General features: G+C 72.5%; 15 protein-coding genes and 1 pseudogene. 9 read left to right on the forward strand and 7 right to left on the reverse strand.

Annotated features, from left to right (window positions below):
• Nucleotides 1-10 precede the first annotated feature (10 nt).
• Together JFN87_RS15780 and JFN87_RS15785 are read right to left on the reverse strand one after the other, a co-directional pair.
• On the reverse strand, nt 11-1,057 hold the full coding sequence (locus JFN87_RS15780; RefSeq protein WP_209340696.1) for a family 2 encapsulin nanocompartment cargo protein polyprenyl transferase: 1,047 nt from the start codon (nt 1,055-1,057) through the stop codon (nt 11-13).
• Between the two features lie 138 nt (nt 1,058-1,195).
• On the reverse strand, nt 1,196-2,602 hold the full coding sequence (locus tag JFN87_RS15785; protein WP_209340697.1) for a family 2B encapsulin nanocompartment shell protein: 1,407 nt from the start codon (nt 2,600-2,602) through the stop codon (nt 1,196-1,198).
• A gap of 198 nt (nt 2,603-2,800) precedes the next feature.
• Here JFN87_RS15785 and JFN87_RS15790 point away from each other — a divergent pair, with 198 nt between their 5' ends.
• The 3 genes from JFN87_RS15790 (at nt 2,801) to JFN87_RS15800 (ending at nt 5,703) form a co-directional block, all read left to right on the forward strand.
• On the forward strand, nt 2,801-3,802 hold the full coding sequence (locus JFN87_RS15790; RefSeq protein WP_209340698.1) for a 1-aminocyclopropane-1-carboxylate deaminase/D-cysteine desulfhydrase: 1,002 nt from the start codon (nt 2,801-2,803) through the stop codon (nt 3,800-3,802).
• Between the two features lie 357 nt (nt 3,803-4,159).
• A complete protein-coding gene (locus JFN87_RS15795; RefSeq protein WP_209340699.1) occupies nt 4,160-4,573 on the forward strand; it encodes an ATP-binding protein in 414 nt (137 codons plus the stop codon).
• Complete coding sequence (locus tag JFN87_RS15800) at nt 4,570-5,703, forward strand: RNA polymerase sigma factor SigF (RefSeq protein ID WP_209340700.1); 1,134 nt, start codon at nt 4,570-4,572, stop codon at nt 5,701-5,703. Before JFN87_RS15795 ends, JFN87_RS15800 begins: the two co-directional genes overlap by 4 nt.
• Before the next feature lie 36 nt (nt 5,704-5,739).
• On the opposite strand, the gene JFN87_RS15805 is transcribed toward JFN87_RS15800, so the two are convergent.
• Complete coding sequence (locus JFN87_RS15805) at nt 5,740-6,216, reverse strand: hypothetical protein (RefSeq protein WP_209340701.1); 477 nt, start codon at nt 6,214-6,216, stop codon at nt 5,740-5,742.
• 70 nt (nt 6,217-6,286) lie between these two features.
• Between JFN87_RS15805 and JFN87_RS15810 the strand changes: the two genes are divergently transcribed.
• Together JFN87_RS15810 and JFN87_RS15815 are read left to right on the forward strand one after the other, a co-directional pair.
• On the forward strand, nt 6,287-7,252 hold the full coding sequence (locus tag JFN87_RS15810) for a diacylglycerol/lipid kinase family protein (protein ID WP_209340702.1): 966 nt from the start codon (nt 6,287-6,289) through the stop codon (nt 7,250-7,252).
• Nucleotides 7,253-7,571: 319 nt separating this feature from the next.
• A complete protein-coding gene (locus JFN87_RS15815) occupies nt 7,572-7,829 on the forward strand; it encodes a WhiB family transcriptional regulator (protein WP_003953983.1) in 258 nt (85 codons plus the stop codon).
• A gap of 285 nt (nt 7,830-8,114) precedes the next feature.
• Here the strand turns inward: JFN87_RS15815 and JFN87_RS15820 are convergent, their stop codons facing one another.
• Both JFN87_RS15820 and JFN87_RS15825 read right to left on the reverse strand, forming a co-directional pair.
• Entirely contained in the window at nt 8,115-9,623 is a 1,509-nt protein-coding gene (locus JFN87_RS15820) for a sensor histidine kinase (RefSeq protein ID WP_209340711.1), read from the reverse strand.
• A gap of 246 nt (nt 9,624-9,869) precedes the next feature.
• Nucleotides 9,870-10,511, reverse strand: coding sequence for a TetR-like C-terminal domain-containing protein (locus JFN87_RS15825; RefSeq protein WP_209340703.1), 642 nt, complete (start codon nt 10,509-10,511; stop codon nt 9,870-9,872).
• Between the two features lie 136 nt (nt 10,512-10,647).
• On the opposite strand from JFN87_RS15825, the gene JFN87_RS15830 reads away from it, so the two are divergent.
• From JFN87_RS15830 to JFN87_RS15840, 3 genes are all read left to right on the forward strand, one after another.
• The gene (locus tag JFN87_RS15830; RefSeq protein WP_209340704.1) at nt 10,648-11,397 is read left to right on the forward strand and encodes an SDR family oxidoreductase; all 750 of its coding nucleotides are present in this window, start codon (nt 10,648-10,650) and stop codon (nt 11,395-11,397) included.
• 61 nt (nt 11,398-11,458) lie between these two features.
• Nucleotides 11,459-12,349 carry an SDR family NAD(P)-dependent oxidoreductase gene (locus JFN87_RS15835; protein ID WP_209340705.1) on the forward strand — a complete coding sequence of 297 codons (891 nt, stop codon included), beginning with the start codon at nt 11,459-11,461 and terminating at the stop codon, nt 12,347-12,349.
• A 24-nt stretch (nt 12,350-12,373) separates the two neighbouring features.
• A complete protein-coding gene (locus JFN87_RS15840) occupies nt 12,374-13,318 on the forward strand; it encodes an alpha/beta hydrolase (RefSeq protein WP_209340706.1) in 945 nt (314 codons plus the stop codon).
• On the opposite strand, the gene JFN87_RS15845 is transcribed toward JFN87_RS15840, so the two are convergent.
• Nucleotides 13,302-14,354: an SIS domain-containing protein gene (locus JFN87_RS15845; protein ID WP_209340707.1), complete on the reverse strand. Its 1,053-nt coding sequence runs from the start codon at nt 14,352-14,354 to the stop codon at nt 13,302-13,304. The two genes, JFN87_RS15840 and JFN87_RS15845, sit on opposite strands and share 17 nt — an antisense overlap.
• Nucleotides 14,355-14,516: 162 nt before the next feature.
• On the opposite strand from JFN87_RS15845, the gene nagB reads away from it, so the two are divergent.
• On the forward strand, nt 14,517-15,302 hold the full coding sequence (gene nagB, locus JFN87_RS15850; protein ID WP_209340708.1) for a glucosamine-6-phosphate deaminase: 786 nt from the start codon (nt 14,517-14,519) through the stop codon (nt 15,300-15,302).
• A gap of 113 nt (nt 15,303-15,415) precedes the next feature.
• On the opposite strand, the pseudogene JFN87_RS15855 reads toward nagB, so the two are convergent.
• Nucleotides 15,416-15,919: pseudogene (locus JFN87_RS15855) on the reverse strand (glycoside hydrolase family 3 protein); the annotation flags it as partial.

The following is a 15,919-nucleotide window of genomic DNA, read 5'->3' on the forward strand; positions in this document are numbered from 1 at the left end:
ATCCGGCCGTTCACCGCGTGCGCCGCGTGACGAACTCGGCCAGTGCCAGCAGGTCGCCCGCCCCCGAGAGGTCGGGTACGGCGCGGGACAGCTCGTGCACCGCGCGCGCCATCCTTTCCGCCGCCTGGAGCCCGGCCCAGTCGCGCCCGCCCGCGCGCTCGACGGCCTCCGCCGCTCTGCGCACACTCTCCGCGTCCATCGGCCGCCGGTAGAGCTCGGCCAGCTCCTCGGCGGCCTCGGTGCCCGACGCGAGTGCGGCCACCACGGGGAGGGACTTCTTGTGCGCCATGAGGTCCGCGCCGGCCGGCTTGCCGGTGCGCTCGGGGTCGCCCCAGATCCCGATCAGGTCGTCGATCAGCTGGAAGGCGAGGCCGGCCTCCCTGCCGAACGCGTCGAGCGCCGCGACGGCCTCGTCGTCCGCGCCCGCGTAGAGCGCGCCGAGGGCGCAGGAACTGCCCAGAAGCGCCCCGGTCTTGGCCGTGGCCATGGTGAGGACCTCGTCGACCGTGACCTCGTCGGGTGCGCGCTCCTCGAAGGCGCAGTCCGTCTGCTGGCCCGCACACAGCTCGATCACGCAGTCGGAGAGCCGGGCCACCGCCGCGGCGGCCGCCGGGTGGCGGCTCTCGGCGAGGACCTTGGTGGCGAGCGACATCAGCGCGTCCCCGCTGATGACCGCGTCGGGCACACCGAAGACCGTCCAGGCGGTGGGGCGGTGCCTGCGCGTGGGGTCCTCGTCGATGACGTCGTCGTGCAGGAGCGTGAAGTTGTGGGTGAGCTCCACCGCCACCGCGGGACTCACCGCACCGTGCTGGTCGGCGCCGAGGGCGCGCGCGGCGGCGAGGACGAGCGCGGGCCTGATCGCCTTGCCCGCGCCTGCGGACGACGGCCTGCCCCGCTCGTCCTCCCAGCCGAAGTGGTAGCGGGCCACCGTGCGTATCGGTTCCGGCAGCGACTCGACGGCGGCGCGCAATTCCGGGTCGACGAGGCCGCGCGCCCGTGCCAGGAGCGCCACCGCCTCCTCGCCCTCGGTCGCGGCGGCCGGGCTTGTCATCGTCATAAGCATCGCTTTCCTGTGCACGAGATTGCCACGGGCTGGGGTCACGGCAGGGTGGATGGACGACCTCGCGAGCGGGGGCGGACCGGCCGGCCGGCGGGCACGTGCCGCGGCCGGCCCGCCCCCTCGCATCACCCACCGTCACCGCCAGCGGCTCACCTCCACGTTCTCCAGGACGCCGAGGGCGTCAGGCACGAGGACCGCGGCCGAGTAGTAGGCCGTCACCAGGTAGGAGATGATCGCCTGCTCGTCGATGCCCATGAAGCGCACCGAGAGGCTCGGCTCGATCTCGTCCGGAATGCCGGCCTGCTGCAGGCCGACGACGCCCTGCTCCTGCTCGCCGGTACGCATGCAGATGATCGACGTGGTGCGCGCGTCGGAGATCGGGATCTTGTTGGACGGGAAGATCGGGACGCCGCGCCAGGCCGGCACGTGGTGCCCGGCGACCTCGACGCTCTCCGGCACCAGGCCGCGCTTGTTGCACTCGCGTCCGAACGCCGCGATCGCCTTGGGGTGCGCGAGGAACAGCTTCGAGCCGCGGCGGCGGGACAGCAGCTCGTCCATGTCGTCGGGGCTGGGCACGCCGTCGTGCGGCTGGAGCCGCTGGCCGTAGTCGCAGTTCTGCAGGAGGCCGAACTCCGGGTTGTTGACCAGCTCGTGCTCCTGGCGCTCGCGCAGCGCCTCGACCGTCAGCCTCAACTGCTGCTCGGTCTGGTTCATCGGCTGGTTGTACAGGTCCGCGACGCGGCTGTGCACCTTGAGCACGGTCTGCGCCACGCTCAGCTCGTACTCGCGCGGCGCGCTCTCGTAGTCGACGTACGTGTGCGGCACGACGGCCTCGCCGACGTGGCCGGCGGACAGGTCGATCGCCGCCTCGCCGTACTTGTTGGTCCGCTGCCGCGGCAGCGACGCCTGGGCCCGCAGGTGCTCGGCGAGGGAGTCGGCGCGCTCCGCCAGGTTGAGCACATCCCGGCGCGTCAGCACCAGCACCGTGCACGTGGTCGCCGCGCGCGTCGTGTACTCCCACGTCGCGTCGCCGTCGACCAGCGCCTGGTCGCCGAAGTAGGCGCCGTCGGCGAGGACTTCGAGTACCGCCTCCTCGCCGTAGGGTCCCTGCCCCATCTTCTCGACCCTGCCGTGCGCGAGGAGGAAGACCCGGTCGGCGTCCTCACCTCGCGTCGCCAGCACCTCGCCCGTCTGGTACTCGTGCTGCTCGCAGCGGTTGGCCAGCTCTGCCAGCGCCTCCTCGTCACCGTAGTCGCGCAGGGTGGGCAGCTCGCCCAGCTCGGCCGGGATGACCGCGACGCGGCCGCCGGTCTGGACGAACGTGATCCGGCCGTCCCCCACCGAATAGCTCAGCCTGCGGTTGACCCGGTAGGTGCCGCCCTGCACCTGCACCCACGGCAGCATCCGCAGCAGCCACCGGGAGGTGATCTCCTGCATCTGCGGAACCGACTTGGTGGTGGTCGCCAGGTTCCGCGCGGCGGCCGTACCCAGGCTCTGCTGAGACTGCGACTGCTCGGTACGGACCTCATCAGCAACCGACATGAAGACTCCCCTTCGATCATGTACTGGCCTGCAAGAGAAGGGTTCCAGCGCGGAGTGTCACAGCGCCATTACACAAACGAGTGGGACTGGGACGGGCGCATCGGGGGAATCGGTCGCGCTTCGCACCGGGCCGGCCGGCGGCGCGGACCGCGCACGATCAGGCCGGCGCGCGGCTCGCACGCCGCGGGAACACGGACAATGGGAGGCGTGACACCGAACGACCCGGCCGCGCCGGAACCAGCCGGAGGGCGGGCCTCCCGCACAAACGTGCCCCACGCGCCGTCACCGCTCGCGCCGTCACCTCTCCTGCCGTCGCCGCTCGTGCCGGTCGCCGACGGGCGGTTCACCGCGCGTGGCGTGCGGCTGCTGCTCAAGCGCGACGACCTGATCCACCCGGAAGTACCCGGCAACAAGTGGCGCAAGCTGGTGCCGAACCTGTCGGCCGCGCGCGCCGAGGGCGCGGACACCCTGGTCACGTTCGGCGGCGCGTACTCCAACCACCTGCGCGCCACGGCCGCGGCCGGCCGGCTGCTCGGCCTCGCCACCGTCGGCGTCGTACGCGGTGACGAGCTGGCGCACCGGCCGCTGAACCCGTCGCTGGCCCGCTGCGCCGCGGACGGCATGCTCCTGCGTTTCACGGACCGCGCCACGTACCGGCGCAAGACGGAGCCAGGCGTGCTCGCCGCGCTGCTCGACGACGCCCGCGCCGGCGCGGGCCGCGCGCTCGGCGGGGTGTACGTGGTGCCCGAGGGCGGCAGCAACGCGGCGGCCGTGCGCGGCTGCGTGGAACTGGGGCGCGAACTGCGCGACGAGGCCGACGTCGTGGCCGTGGCCGTCGGCACGGGGGGCACGCTTGCGGGCCTGGCCGCGGGGCTGCCGCCCGGCCGGCGTGCGCTCGGGGTCGCGGCGCTGCGGGGCGGATTCCTCGGCCGGGAGGTGCGGCGGTTGCAGCGGGAGGCGTTCGGGGGCGAGCGGGGCGCGTGGAGCGTCGACGACCGCTTCCACTGCGGCGGCTTCGCACGCTCCACGCCTGAGCTCGATGCCTTCACAGCCGCGTTCGAGGAGGAACACGGCATCGCCCTTGAACGGACCTATGTCGCCAAACTGCTTTATGGACTCACCGCCATGGTGACGGCGGGCGAGTTCGCTCCCGGCACGTCCGTAGCCGCCGTCGTGACGGGTCCGCCGGATCCGGCGTGACCGCCGCGCGTGCTCGCCGGGCATGAGCGCACGTGAGCGGACCCGCGTGTGCGGACCCGCGTGCGCGGACGCGCGTGTGCCGCATATCGCGCCCGTCGCGCGGTTCGGCGGCGCGTGCGGTGGGTACGTCAATCGTCCGCCGGGGGTTCCCTTTTGGGTCCGGCGCAGGTCCAGCCACTTTGCGTGCCCAAGGACCTACCATGAGTCACACCGGTCGGACAGGGCCCTGCGACAGGGCACTATGGAGCGCGGTAGCGTCGCCAGTCCAGACCGGCGCGTACGACCCACGTACCGCGTGGCCCCCGGTGTCGGTGACACCGGGGCGCCCGAGAAGCTTGTGTCACCTTGGAGGTGAGGGTGTCCCAGATCGCAGGCGAACCCGGGATCCAGGACTTCGTGGAAGTCCGGTTGCCCGCTGCGGGTGCCTACCTTTCCGTGCTGCGTACGGCCACGGCCGGCCTCGCGGCGCGCTTGGACTTCACCCTCGACGAGATCGAGGACCTTCGCATCGCGGTGGACGAGGCGTGCGCGATCCTGCTCCAGCAGGCCGTGCCGGGCTCCGTCCTCAGCTGCGTCTTCCGGCTCATCGACGACTCCCTCGAGGTGACCGTCGCCGCACCCACGACCGACGGGCGCGCGCCAGAGCGCGACACCTTCGCCTGGACGGTGCTCTCGGCGCTGGCGGGGAAGGTCGACTCGTCGGTTGCCGACGACCGTACGGTCTCGATCAGCCTGTACAAGCAGCGCGGCGCGGGCCCAGGCCCGGCGTGAACGACGGGGAGGGGCCGGTGCGTGACGAGGAGCGCGCCCCAGGGGGCGGAGCGGCGGAGCACGCGGCGCCGGCCGGCGGGCACCCCGGCCCCGTGCGGCGGTCCGCGCCGCCCGCGGGCATACCGGAGCAGCACGCCCGTCCCCATCCCGAGGGCGGGTACGAGGGCCACGAGGCCGCGCGCGGGCAGGCGCCGGCGGAGCGGGCGGCCGGGATGAGCGAGCGGCGAGGCGGCGAGACCGAGGCCCCGGCGGACGAGGGGACCCGGACGCACGGCACGGCCCGCGAGGACGCCGCGAACGACGACAACGGCCTCGCGAACAACAAGGGGGCCACGAAGAACGACGGGGCCACCAAGAACGACGGCGCGGCGGACCCGCACGACAGGGGCGGCGCGCGTGCGCTGTTCATCGAGCTGCGGGCGCTGCCCGACGGCTCCGCGGCGCGCGCGGACCTGCGCAACCGGCTGGTGCGGATGCACCTGCCGCTCGTCGAGCACCTGGCGCGCCGCTTCCGCAACCGCGGCGAGCCGCTCGACGACCTGACGCAGGTCGCCACGATCGGCCTGATCAAGTCGGTGGACCGGTTCGATCCGGACCGCGGCGTCGAGTTCTCGACGTACGCGACGCCCACGGTGGTCGGCGAGATCAAGCGCCACTTCCGCGACAAGGGCTGGGCGGTGCGGGTACCGAGGCGCCTGCAGGAGCTGAGGCTGTCGCTGACGACCGCGACGGCCGAGCTGTCGCAGCAGCACGGCCGCTCCCCCACGGTGCACGAGCTGGCGGAGCGGCTGGGGATCTCCGAGGAGGAGGTCCTCGAGGGCCTGGAGTCGGCGAACGCCTACTCGACGCTGTCGCTCGACGTGCCGGACACGGACGACGAGTCCCCGGCCGTGGCGGACACCCTGGGCGCCGAGGACGAGGCGCTGGAAGGCGTGGAGTACCGCGAGTCGCTCAAGCCGCTGCTGGAGGACCTGCCGCCGCGAGAGAAACGGATCTTGCTGCTCCGCTTCTTCGGCAACATGACGCAGTCGCAGATCGCCCAGGAGGTCGGCATCTCGCAGATGCACGTCTCGCGCCTGCTGGCGCGGACCCTGGCGCAGCTGCGGGAGCGTTTGCTGGTCGAGGAGTAGAGAAGCAGAGGAGCGGCGCGCGGCCGGTGCCGCGCGTCAGCCGTTCTCGCGCGTGCCCGGCGGGCGGATGCCGAGCGCCGCGGTCGTCGCCGGGTTGACCAGGAGGACCAGGCCGGCCACGGCGACCGCCGCGACCGCGATGCCCACGGGGACCAGCGCGCCGCCCGAGCTCATCAGGGCGTACGCGATTGGCAGCCCGATGACGTGGGTGATCATGGCGGGGCCGCGGCTCCAGCCGCGGAGCCTGAACAGCCCGCGCGCGGCGATCAGCGGCAGCAGCCCGATGACGAGCACGGTCACGCCCAGCGCCTCGGCCTGGCCCGGATCGTCCGGCTTCCCGCTCAGTCCTGCCACGAGCAGGTAGACGCCCACGGCGAAGAGCGCGAGCGCCTCGAGTCCGGCGAGGCACGCGGCCGCGGTCAGCCTGGCCGGCCGGGGGCCTGCCGTCTCGGGGGTGGGGCGGGGTGCTGCCGTGCCGGGTGTGCTGGGGTTCCTGCGTCCGCTGCTGCTCACCCTTGCAGGGTAGCGGCCGCCGCGGGGCCGGGCTCTGCCCCCGCCGCGTCCGGCCGGTAATGTGCCGAGCATGCGCGCGCTCCTCGTGGTCAACCCGGCTGCCACCACCACCAGTGCCCGCACGCGCGACGTGCTGATCCGCGCCCTCGCCAGCGAGATGAAGCTGGAGGCCGTGACGACGCAGTACCGGGGCCACGCGCGCGACCTCGGCAGACGGGCCGCCGAGTCCGACGACATCGAGCTGGTGGTCGCGCTCGGCGGCGACGGCACGGTCAACGAGGTCGCGAACGGCCTGCTGCACGCGGGGCCCGCGCCCGGCCTGCCCAGGCTCGCGGTGGTGCCGGGCGGCTCGACCAACGTCTTCGCCCGCGCCCTCGGCCTGCCGAACGATGCCGTCGAGGCGACGGGCGCCATTCTGGACGCGCTGCGTGACGGCCGCGAACGCGCCGTGGGGCTCGGGCTCGCGTCCGGCACGCCGGACACGGACGACGAGGCCGTGCCGCCCAGATGGTTCACCTTCTGCGCGGGCTTCGGCTTCGTCGGCGGCGTGGTGGGACGGGTCGAACAGGCGCGTGAGCGCGGGAAGCGTTCCACGCACGCCCTCTATCTGCGCCAGGTGGTACGCCAGTTCCTCGGCGACCCGCACCGCGCCGGCGGCACGCTGACCCTAGGGCGGCCCGGCGAGGATCCGGTGACGGGCCTCGTGACGGCGATGGTCTGCAACACCGCCCCGTGGACCTACCTGGGCAATCGCCCGGTGTACGGGGTGCCGGGCGCCTCCTTCGACACGGCGCTCGACGTGCTCGGGCTCACCCGGCTCTCGCTGCCGTCGGCCACCCGCTACGCGACCCAGCTGCTGGCCGCGACCCCCGAGAAGGGGCTTCACGGTAAGCACGCGGTGACGCTGCACGACCTCACGGACTTCACCTTGCATTCGAAGGTGCCACTGCCCCTTCAGATGGACGGCGACCATCTGGGACTGCGTACGAGCGTGACGTTCACAGGCGTACGCCGTGCACTGCGTGTGATTGTGTGAGTGAAACCCCTCGAAATCCTTTCACTCGAACGTTTAGGCTGGCGTCCACCCCATCGATGTACGGCTGTGACCTAGTCGACACCGAGGAATCCAAAAAAAGTTTCCGGAAGGGGTTGTATCCGCCGCCGAGGTTTGCGAATCTCTACATGGCGATCGGGACGGCTCACGTAACACCAGCCTCCCTGAGAACCGGAACCCCTCCTCAAACCAGGACCGCACCGGTCTTCTTCGGTGTTTTCGGCCCTTCACTTGTCGAGGGATTCGTGAAAGCGTTCACATTCACAAGCACATGCACGTCATACCAAGAGAGGTAGCAGCCATGGACTGGCGTCACAACGCCGTTTGCCGCGAGGAAGACCCCGAGCTGTTCTTCCCCATCGGCAACACCGGTCCCGCGCTGCTGCAGATCGAGGAAGCCAAGGCCGTCTGCCGTCGCTGCCCCGTCATGGAGCAGTGCCTGCAGTGGGCGCTCGAGTCCGGCCAGGACTCCGGCGTCTGGGGTGGCCTCAGCGAGGACGAGCGCCGCGCGATGAAGCGCCGCGCCGCTCGCAACCGGGCGCGCAACGCCAGCGCCTGAAAGCCCCCTGCCACGAGCCCGAGGCCGGCGGAGCGTACACCGCGTACGCACACAACCCCCGCCCCCGAAAAGCAGCGCGCAGTACCCCCGATGCGCATCTCATCGTGAGCTTCGAGCAGAGCCCCGGACCGGAACACCGGTCCGGGGCCTTTTGCTGTCCGCACGTGCGCACGTCGCCCGTACGCCTGTCCGCGCTCGCCGGTGGACGGGCGCACCCGCGGTGTGACCGTCCGTGACATGACCGCCCGTCATCACCGGGCCGCGACGCACCTGTGCGCCCCCGGGCTACTTCGGCGCCGCCACCGGTATGTCCAGCACGACCTGGGTCCCGCCCTCAGGCGCGCGCACCATGTCGAACGTGCCGCCCAACTCCCCCTCGATGAGAGTCCGCACGATCTGCAGCCCGAGATTGCCCGCCCGCTTCGGGTCGAAACCCGGCGGCAGCCCCCGCCCGTCGTCCCGCACGGTGATCAGCAGCCTGCCCCCGGACCGCTCCCCGTGGCGCACGCCGCCGCGCCGCGCCCCGGCCGGGCCCTCGCCGCGCACCGCGCTCACCTCGACCCTGCCCCGCTCCCCCGGCCCGAAGGCGTGCTCGAGCGCGTTCTGCAGCACCTCCGTGAGCACCATCGCGAGCGGGGTGGCGACATCGGCGTCGAGGATGCCGAACCGTCCCGTACGCCGGCAGGTGACCGCGCCGGCGGGTGAGAGTTCGGCCACCATCGCGAGGACGCGGTCGGCGATCTCGTCGAACTCCACCCGCTCGTCCAGGTTCTGGGACAGCGTCTCGTGGACGATGGCGATCGAGCCCACGCGCCGCACCGCCTCGTTGAGCGCTGCCCTGCCGTGGTCGGAGTCGATGCGCCGCGACTGGAGCCTGAGCAGGGCGGCCACCGTCTGGAGGTTGTTCTTCACCCGGTGGTGGATCTCCCGGATGGTGGCGTCCTTGGTCATCAACTCCTGCTCGCGGCGTCGCAGTTCCGTCACGTCGCGGAGCAGGACGAGCGAGCCGATCCGGTCGCCCTTCGGCTTGAGGGGGATGGCGCGCAGCTGGATCACGCCGACGGCGCTCTCCACCTCGGTCTGGCGCGGGGCGTAGCCGCTGGCGAGTTTGACGAGCGCCTCGTCCACCGGGCCGCGTACGGGCGCGAGCTCGTCGGTGGTCTGGCCCAGGTGCTGTCCCACCAGGTCGGACGCCAGTCCCAGCCTGTGGTACGCGGACAGCGCGTTGGGGCTCGCGTACTGGACGACCCCGTCGGCGTCCAGCCTGATCAGCCCGTCGCCGACGCGCGGTGACGCGTCCATGTCGGTCTGCTCGCCGGGGAAGGGAAACGATCCTGCGGCGATCATCTGCGCGAGGTCGGACGCCGACTGGAGGTAGGTGAGCTCCAGCCTGCTCGGCGTGCGCACGGTCAGCAGGTTGGTGTTGCGCGCGATCACGCCGAGCACCCGGCCGTCCCGGCGCACGGGGATGGACTCGACCCTGACCGGCACCTCCTCGCGCCACTCGGGGTCGCCCTCGCGCACGATCCTGCCCTCGTCGAGCGCCGCGTCGAGCAGCGGCCTGCGGCCGCGCGGCACGAGGTGCCCGACCATGTCGTCCTGGTACGAGGTGGGGCCCGTGTTGGGGCGCATCTGCGCGACGGACACGTAGCGGGTGCCGTCGCGCGTGGGAACCCACAGCACGAGGTCGGCGAAGGAGAGGTCGGACAGCAGCTGCCACTCGGAGACGAGGAGGTGCAGCCATTCGAGGTCGGACTCGTCGAGCGCGGAGTGCTGCCGTACGAGATCGTTCATGGAGGGCACACCGCGAGAGTACCCGCGGGCCGCGGCACCGAGCGGGACCCTCAGCCCGCCTGGCACCGCAGCCCGGGATCACCACGGCCGGGGGTGTGCGGGCCCGCGGCCGTGTCCGGGTGCCGGCGCGGTCAGGGCAGAGAGCGCAGGCACCGCGTGCCGCCCTTCTGTGCGGTGAAGGACGGACGCTCTGCCGTTCCATTGTGGACTAGACCATTTGGCGCTGTCCAGGGATCCGCACGCGGCTCACGTCGCCGGTTTCCCGGCCTCCGGGACGGCGATCCCATGAAAGAGGTTGGCGATCAGCTCGTCGACGAACTCCGGCGTCATCGGCAGCGCGGGCATCAGCAGCCGGTGGTAGACGGCGCCCCAGAGCTGGTCGACGATTGCCTCCAGATGCGCGTCGGCGCGTACCTGGCCCGCCTGCTGCGCGAGCGTGAGACGTTCCACGGCGAGCGCGCGGCGGTGCGTGACGTAGTGCGTCGAGAGCGCCTCCGCCAGGTCGGCGTCGCCCTGCGCCGCCCCGATGATCCCGGCGATGACGGGGGCGTTGCGGTTCAGCAGGTCGACGAACGAGTTGAGCTGCGCGGTCAGATCACGCCTTATGTCGCCCGTGTCGGGAAAGGCGAGGGTGGCCTGGAAGGCGTTGAAGTAGGCGTCGAAGGCCAGGGCCCCGGGCGAGGGCCACCACTTGTACAGCGTCATCTTGCTGACGCCCGCGCGGGTGGCGACCTTCGAGAAGGTCAGGGCGTGGACGCCCTCGGCGAGCAGCAGTTCGGCCGCCGCGGTCAGGGTCGCGTGCCGCACGTCCTCCGCCTTGCGCCGCCCGCGTCCCGGCTTGAGCCGGCCCGGCCCCTGGCCCGGCTCCCCTGCGTCTGTCCGCTCCATGTCTCCTCCTCGTCCCGCACGGTCTCCGTGCGGCTCGCCGGCAATTATATGGACTCGCCGACCACATACATATGGACGACTGGTCTACATACTGCTAATGTACTCATCGTCCACAAAGAACGAGAGAGGGGTCACCATGACCACCGACCAGCAGTCCGCGACCCGCGTGGCGATCGTGACCGGGGGCTCGGGCGGAATCGGCGGCGCGGTCGCCAGGACGCTGGCCGCGCGGGGCACGGCGGTCGTCGTGCACTACTCGGGCAGCGCCGAGCGCGCACAGCAGGTCGTCGACTCGATCCTGGAGGCCGGCGGCCAGGCCGTCGCCCTGCCCGGTGACGTCGCGGACGAGACGGCGATGACGGCACTGTTCGACGCCGCCGAGGAACGCTTCGGCGGGGTGGACGTGGTGGTCAACACCGCGGGGATCATGCTCCTCGCGCCCGTGACCGAGACGGCACTCGACGCCTTCGACCGGATGCACCGCGTCAACGTGCGCGGCACGTTCGTCGTCTCGCAGCTCGCCGCGCGGCGGCTGCGCCCCGGCGGCGCGCTGGTCAACTTCTCCACTTCCATCACCCGGCTCCAGCAGCCGACGTACGCGGCCTATGCGGCGACCAAGGGCGCCGTCGAGGCCATGACCCTGGTACTCGCCCGCGAGCTGCGCGGCCGTGACGTCACCGTCAACGCAGTGGCCCCCGGGCCGACGGCGACCCCGCTCTTCCTGGACGGCAAGAGCCCGGAGCTGATCGAGCGGCTGGGCGCCGCCTCCCCGCTCGGGCGGCTCGGCACGCCCGAGGACATCGCCGGTGCCGTCGCCTTCCTGGCCGGCCCGGACGGCCGCTGGATCAACGGCCAGGTCCTCTTCGCCAACGGCGGCATCGCCTGACCGCAAGGCGGCCGTTCACCACGCTCACACATCGACATATCCACACACCAAGAGAGAACCCATGTCCACTGTCCTCATCACCGGCGCCGCCACCGGCATAGGCAACCTGACCGCCAAGGCGCTCGCCCGCGCCGGGCACCGCGTCTACGCCACGATGCGCGCCCCCGAGGGCCGCAACGCACCCCGCGCCCAGGAGCTGCGCGACCTCGCCACCACGGAGGGCGCCGACATCCGCGTCGTCGAACTCGACGTCACGTCCCAGGAGTCGGCCGACGCGGCCGTCCGCGAGGTGACCGCCGACGGCGGCGAGCTCGACGTGGTAATACACAACGCCGGCCACCTGCTGGTCGGCTACGTGGAGGCGTTCACCGCCGAGGAGATCGCCCACCTCATCGACGTCAACGCCCTGGGCGTGCAGCGGCTCAACCGCGCCGTCCTGCCGTACCTGCGGGGGCGCGGCCGCGGCACCCTGCTCTACGTCGGCAGCACCATCCCCGTCACCACCCCGCCCTTCCTCGGCCCCTATGTCGTCTCCAAGGCCGCCATGGACTCGCTCGCCCTGGTCACGTCCTACGAGGTCTCCCAGCTCGGCATCGAGACCGTGATCGTCATGCCCGGCGCCTTCACGCAGGGCACCGATCACTTCCCCAAGGCAGGGCGCGCCTCCGACACCGCAGTCGCCGAGGCGTACGCGGCCCTTGACCCCCTGGTCGCTCGCAACGAGGCGGCCACCGAGAGCCTGTTCCCGCCCGGCACCGACGCCGATCCCGTCGTCGTCGCCGACGAGATCACCCGGATCCTCGCCCTCCCCTACGGCGAGCGCCCCTTCCGCAGCGTCGTCGACCTCACGGACTCGAACGTCGAAGAGGCGAGCGCCGCCGTGACCGAGGCACGCACGGACTTCGTACAGCGCATGGGCTTCGGCGAGGTCCTGCAACTGCGCCACGCCTGATCCCTCAACAAAGGAGAAACCACCATGCCCGACTCCCAGCTCGACGCGGTCATCGATCTGCTCCGCACCTCACCGCTCGACATGGGCGGTGACCCGCACAAGATGCGCGTCGTCTTCGACGAGATGATGGCCGCCCACCCCGTCCTCGATGACGTCCGCACCACGGCCGCCGAGCTCGGCGGCGTCCCCGCCATCGAGGTCAGCGCGGGTGGCGGCGAGGCGCGGGGAGCGGTGCTGTACTTCCACGGCGGCGGCTACGCGCTCGGATCCGCCGCGGCGAGTGTCAACCTGGCGGCCGACGTGGCCCGCCGCTCCGAAGCGACCGTCCACACCGTGGACTACCGCCTCGCGCCGGAGAACCCGTTCCCCGCCGCGGTCGACGACGCGCTCGCGGCCTACCGCGGGCTGCTCGACCACGGCGTCCCCGCCGCGGAGATCGCCGTCAGCGGCGAGTCGGCGGGCGGCGGGCTCGCGCTGGCCCTGCTGGTCGCGATCAGGGAGGCCGGGCTGCCCCGCCCCGCGGCGGCCGCCGTCCTCTCCCCGTGGGTGGACCTCACCCAGTCGGGACGCAGCCACGAGACGCGTGCCGCCCTCGACCCGGCCCTGACCCGGCAGGCGCTCTCCGCCCGCGCCGGTGACTACCTCGCCGGCGCGGACCCCCGATCCCCCCTCGCCAGTCCCCTCTTCGCCGACCTGCGCGGCCTGCCCCCGCTGCTCGTCCAGGCCGGGACGTACGAGGTGCTGCTCGACGACGCCGTCCGGCTGGCCGCGAAGGCCGCGGGCGACGACGTGGAGGTCACCCTGCACACGTTCCCCGGTGCTCCGCACGTCTTCCAGGGGTTCGCCACCGTACTCGACGAGGGAGCGGCGGCCCTTGACGAGGTCGGCGCGTTCCTCCGCGCCCACCTCGATCGCGCCGGCCGCACCGACCGCACCGATGGCGCCGATCGCGTCACCGCGTCTCGGTGACCTTCGCCAGCGCGCGCGGCGCGTCCGGGTCCTGGCCGCGCGCGATCGTCACCTCGTACGCGAGTAGTTGCAGCGGCAGGATCTCCAGGACCGGCTGGACCTCCTCCGCCACGCCCTCCGTCGGCAGGACGAACCCCGCGGACGCGGCGGCGACCTCGGCGGCGGGGCCGACGACGAACAGGTCGGCGCCCCTGCCCCGCAGCCGTTCGAGGACCGGGCGCAGCACCTCGCCGCCCTTGCCGTCGGGGACGACGGCGATCACCGGCGAGATGTTGTCGACCATGGCGAGCGGGCCGTGCAGGAGGTCGGCGCCCGAGTAGGACAGGGCTGGGATGTAGCTCGTCTCCATGAGCTTGAGCGCGGCCTCCTTGGCCGTGGGGTAGCCGTAGCCGCGCGAGGTGATCACCATGCGCTCGGCGAAGCGGTACCTGGCGGCGAGCTCGCGCACCTCGTCCCCGCGTGCGAGTACGCGCTCCGCGAGACCCGGCAGGCCCGCGGCGGCGGCGCCGTCACCGCCGCCGAGACCCTCCACGAAGAGGTAGAGGGCGAGCAGGGTCGCGGTGTACGTCTTGGTCGCGGGCAGCGCCTTCTCGGGGCCCGCGAGCACGTCGATGTGGAACTCGCAGACGGCGGCGAGCGGCGAGTCGGGGCTGTTGGTGACGGCGAGGGTGAGCGCTCCGGCCTCGCGGGCGGCGCGGGCCGAGGCCACCAGGTCGGGTGAGCCGCCCGACTGGCTGACCGTGATCACGAGGACGTCGCTGAGGTCCTGGCGCGCCCCGTAGGCGGTGATGGTTGACATCGAGGCCAGGCCGCAGGGCATACCGCGCCTGATCTCCAGCAGGTACTTGGCGTACAGCGCCGCGTTGTCGGACGTGCCCCGGGCGGACAGCAGCACGAACCTGGGGTGCCGCGCGGCGATCGCCGCCGCGGTCTCCCGGATGCTCGCGGCGCCCTCGGCCAGGATCCGGGCCAGCACCGCCGGCTGCTCCGCCATCTCCCCGGCCATGATCACGCCGGGTTGCTCGCTCTGCGACATGTCCCGCCTCCACGCCGTCTCGTGTTCCTCCAGTCGACCACGTGCGGAAGCGGTCCCGCCATCCGGCGGCGCGTACCGGTCTGATAAATTGGTCTATACCACATAGTGGACCTGGTACGACCCGGCAGCTATGACCCGGCAACGTGGATGGGCAGGGAGAGCGTGGAAGTCGTCATCGTCGAAGACGCCGCCGCCGGCGGCGAGGTCGTCGCACAGAGCATCGCCGCGCTGCTGCGCGCCGCGCCGTCCGCCCTGCTGGGCGTCGCCACGGGCTCGACGCCCGGGCCCGTCTACCGGGCGCTGACGGCGAAGGTCGAGGCGGGCGAGGTCGACGTGTCGTCGGCGCGGATAGCCCAGCTCGACGAGTACGTGGGGCTGCCCACGGGCCACCCCGAGTCCTACCGCTCGGTGGTGCTGCGCGAGGTCGTGGAGCCCCTCGGGCTCGGCCGGGACTCCTTCATGGGCCCCGACGGCAGCGCAGCCGACGTGCGGGCCGCGTGCCTCGCCTACGACCGCGCCCTGGCCGCGGCGGGCGGTGTGGACCTGCAACTCCTCGGGATAGGCACCGACGGGCACATCGGCTTCAACGAGCCGTGCTCCTCGCTCGCGTCCCGTACGCGGATCAAGACGCTGACCGAGCAGACGCGGGTCGACAACGCGCGCTTCTTCGGCGGCGACATCGAGCAGGTCCCCCGCCATGTCATCACCCAGGGCATCGGGACGATCCTGGAGGCCAGGCACCTCGTGCTGCTCGCGACGGGCGAGAACAAGGCGGACGCGGTCGCGCTCGCCGTGGAGGGGCCCGTCGCCTCCGTGGTGCCCGCCTCCGCGCTGCAGCTGCACCCGCACGCCACGGTCGTGGTGGACGAGGCGGCCGCGTCCAAGCTGAAGCTGGCGGACTACTTCCGCGCCACGTACGCGGCCAAGCCCGACTGGCAGGGCCTGTAGGCAGGGCCTGTAGAGCGGCCGCTGAGGAAGCACGCGCACACGACGGTGCCGGGCGGGCCCCCCAAGGCCCGCCCGGCACCGTCGCGCTGTCCGTACGTTCGTGTGAACGCTTCTCAGAGGGCGCGCCCGGCGATCGCCTCCGCCGCCGCCTGACCGCACACCCGGGCGGCGCCGCACGTGGCGATGTACACGGCGCCCCTGGGGCTCGACCGGTCGAGCCCCATCTCGACGACCGTCGTGCCGGGCCGCGCCGCGACCAGTTCGTCCAGCGCCCGCACCATCCAGGGGTGGCGGTGCGCGTCCCGTACGGCCACGGCGAGCGGCCGCTCGCCGGCGGCGGCCAGCACCGTCCCGGTGCTGTACGAGTCCTCGGTGTACGCGGAGTGCTCGGTGCCCGGCAGCAGCTTCGCCAGCTCGGGGCCGACACCCCAGGGGGTGCGCGGGCCGACGGCGATGTTGGCAGCGGGGCTCAGGGACGCGACGTACACCCCGCCCGCGACAGGCGGCGCCGGCGTGCCGGTCACCCGTACCGCGCGCCGTGCGGCCGCGAGACTCACCGGGGTGCTCGGCGCGGTCCTCTCCTGTTCGGCCGCGCTCGACCCCGTCATCTGATTCGT

The organism is Streptomyces montanisoli (genome assembly GCF_017813245.1).
GTDB lineage: Bacteria > Actinomycetota > Actinomycetes > Streptomycetales > Streptomycetaceae > Streptomyces > Streptomyces montanisoli.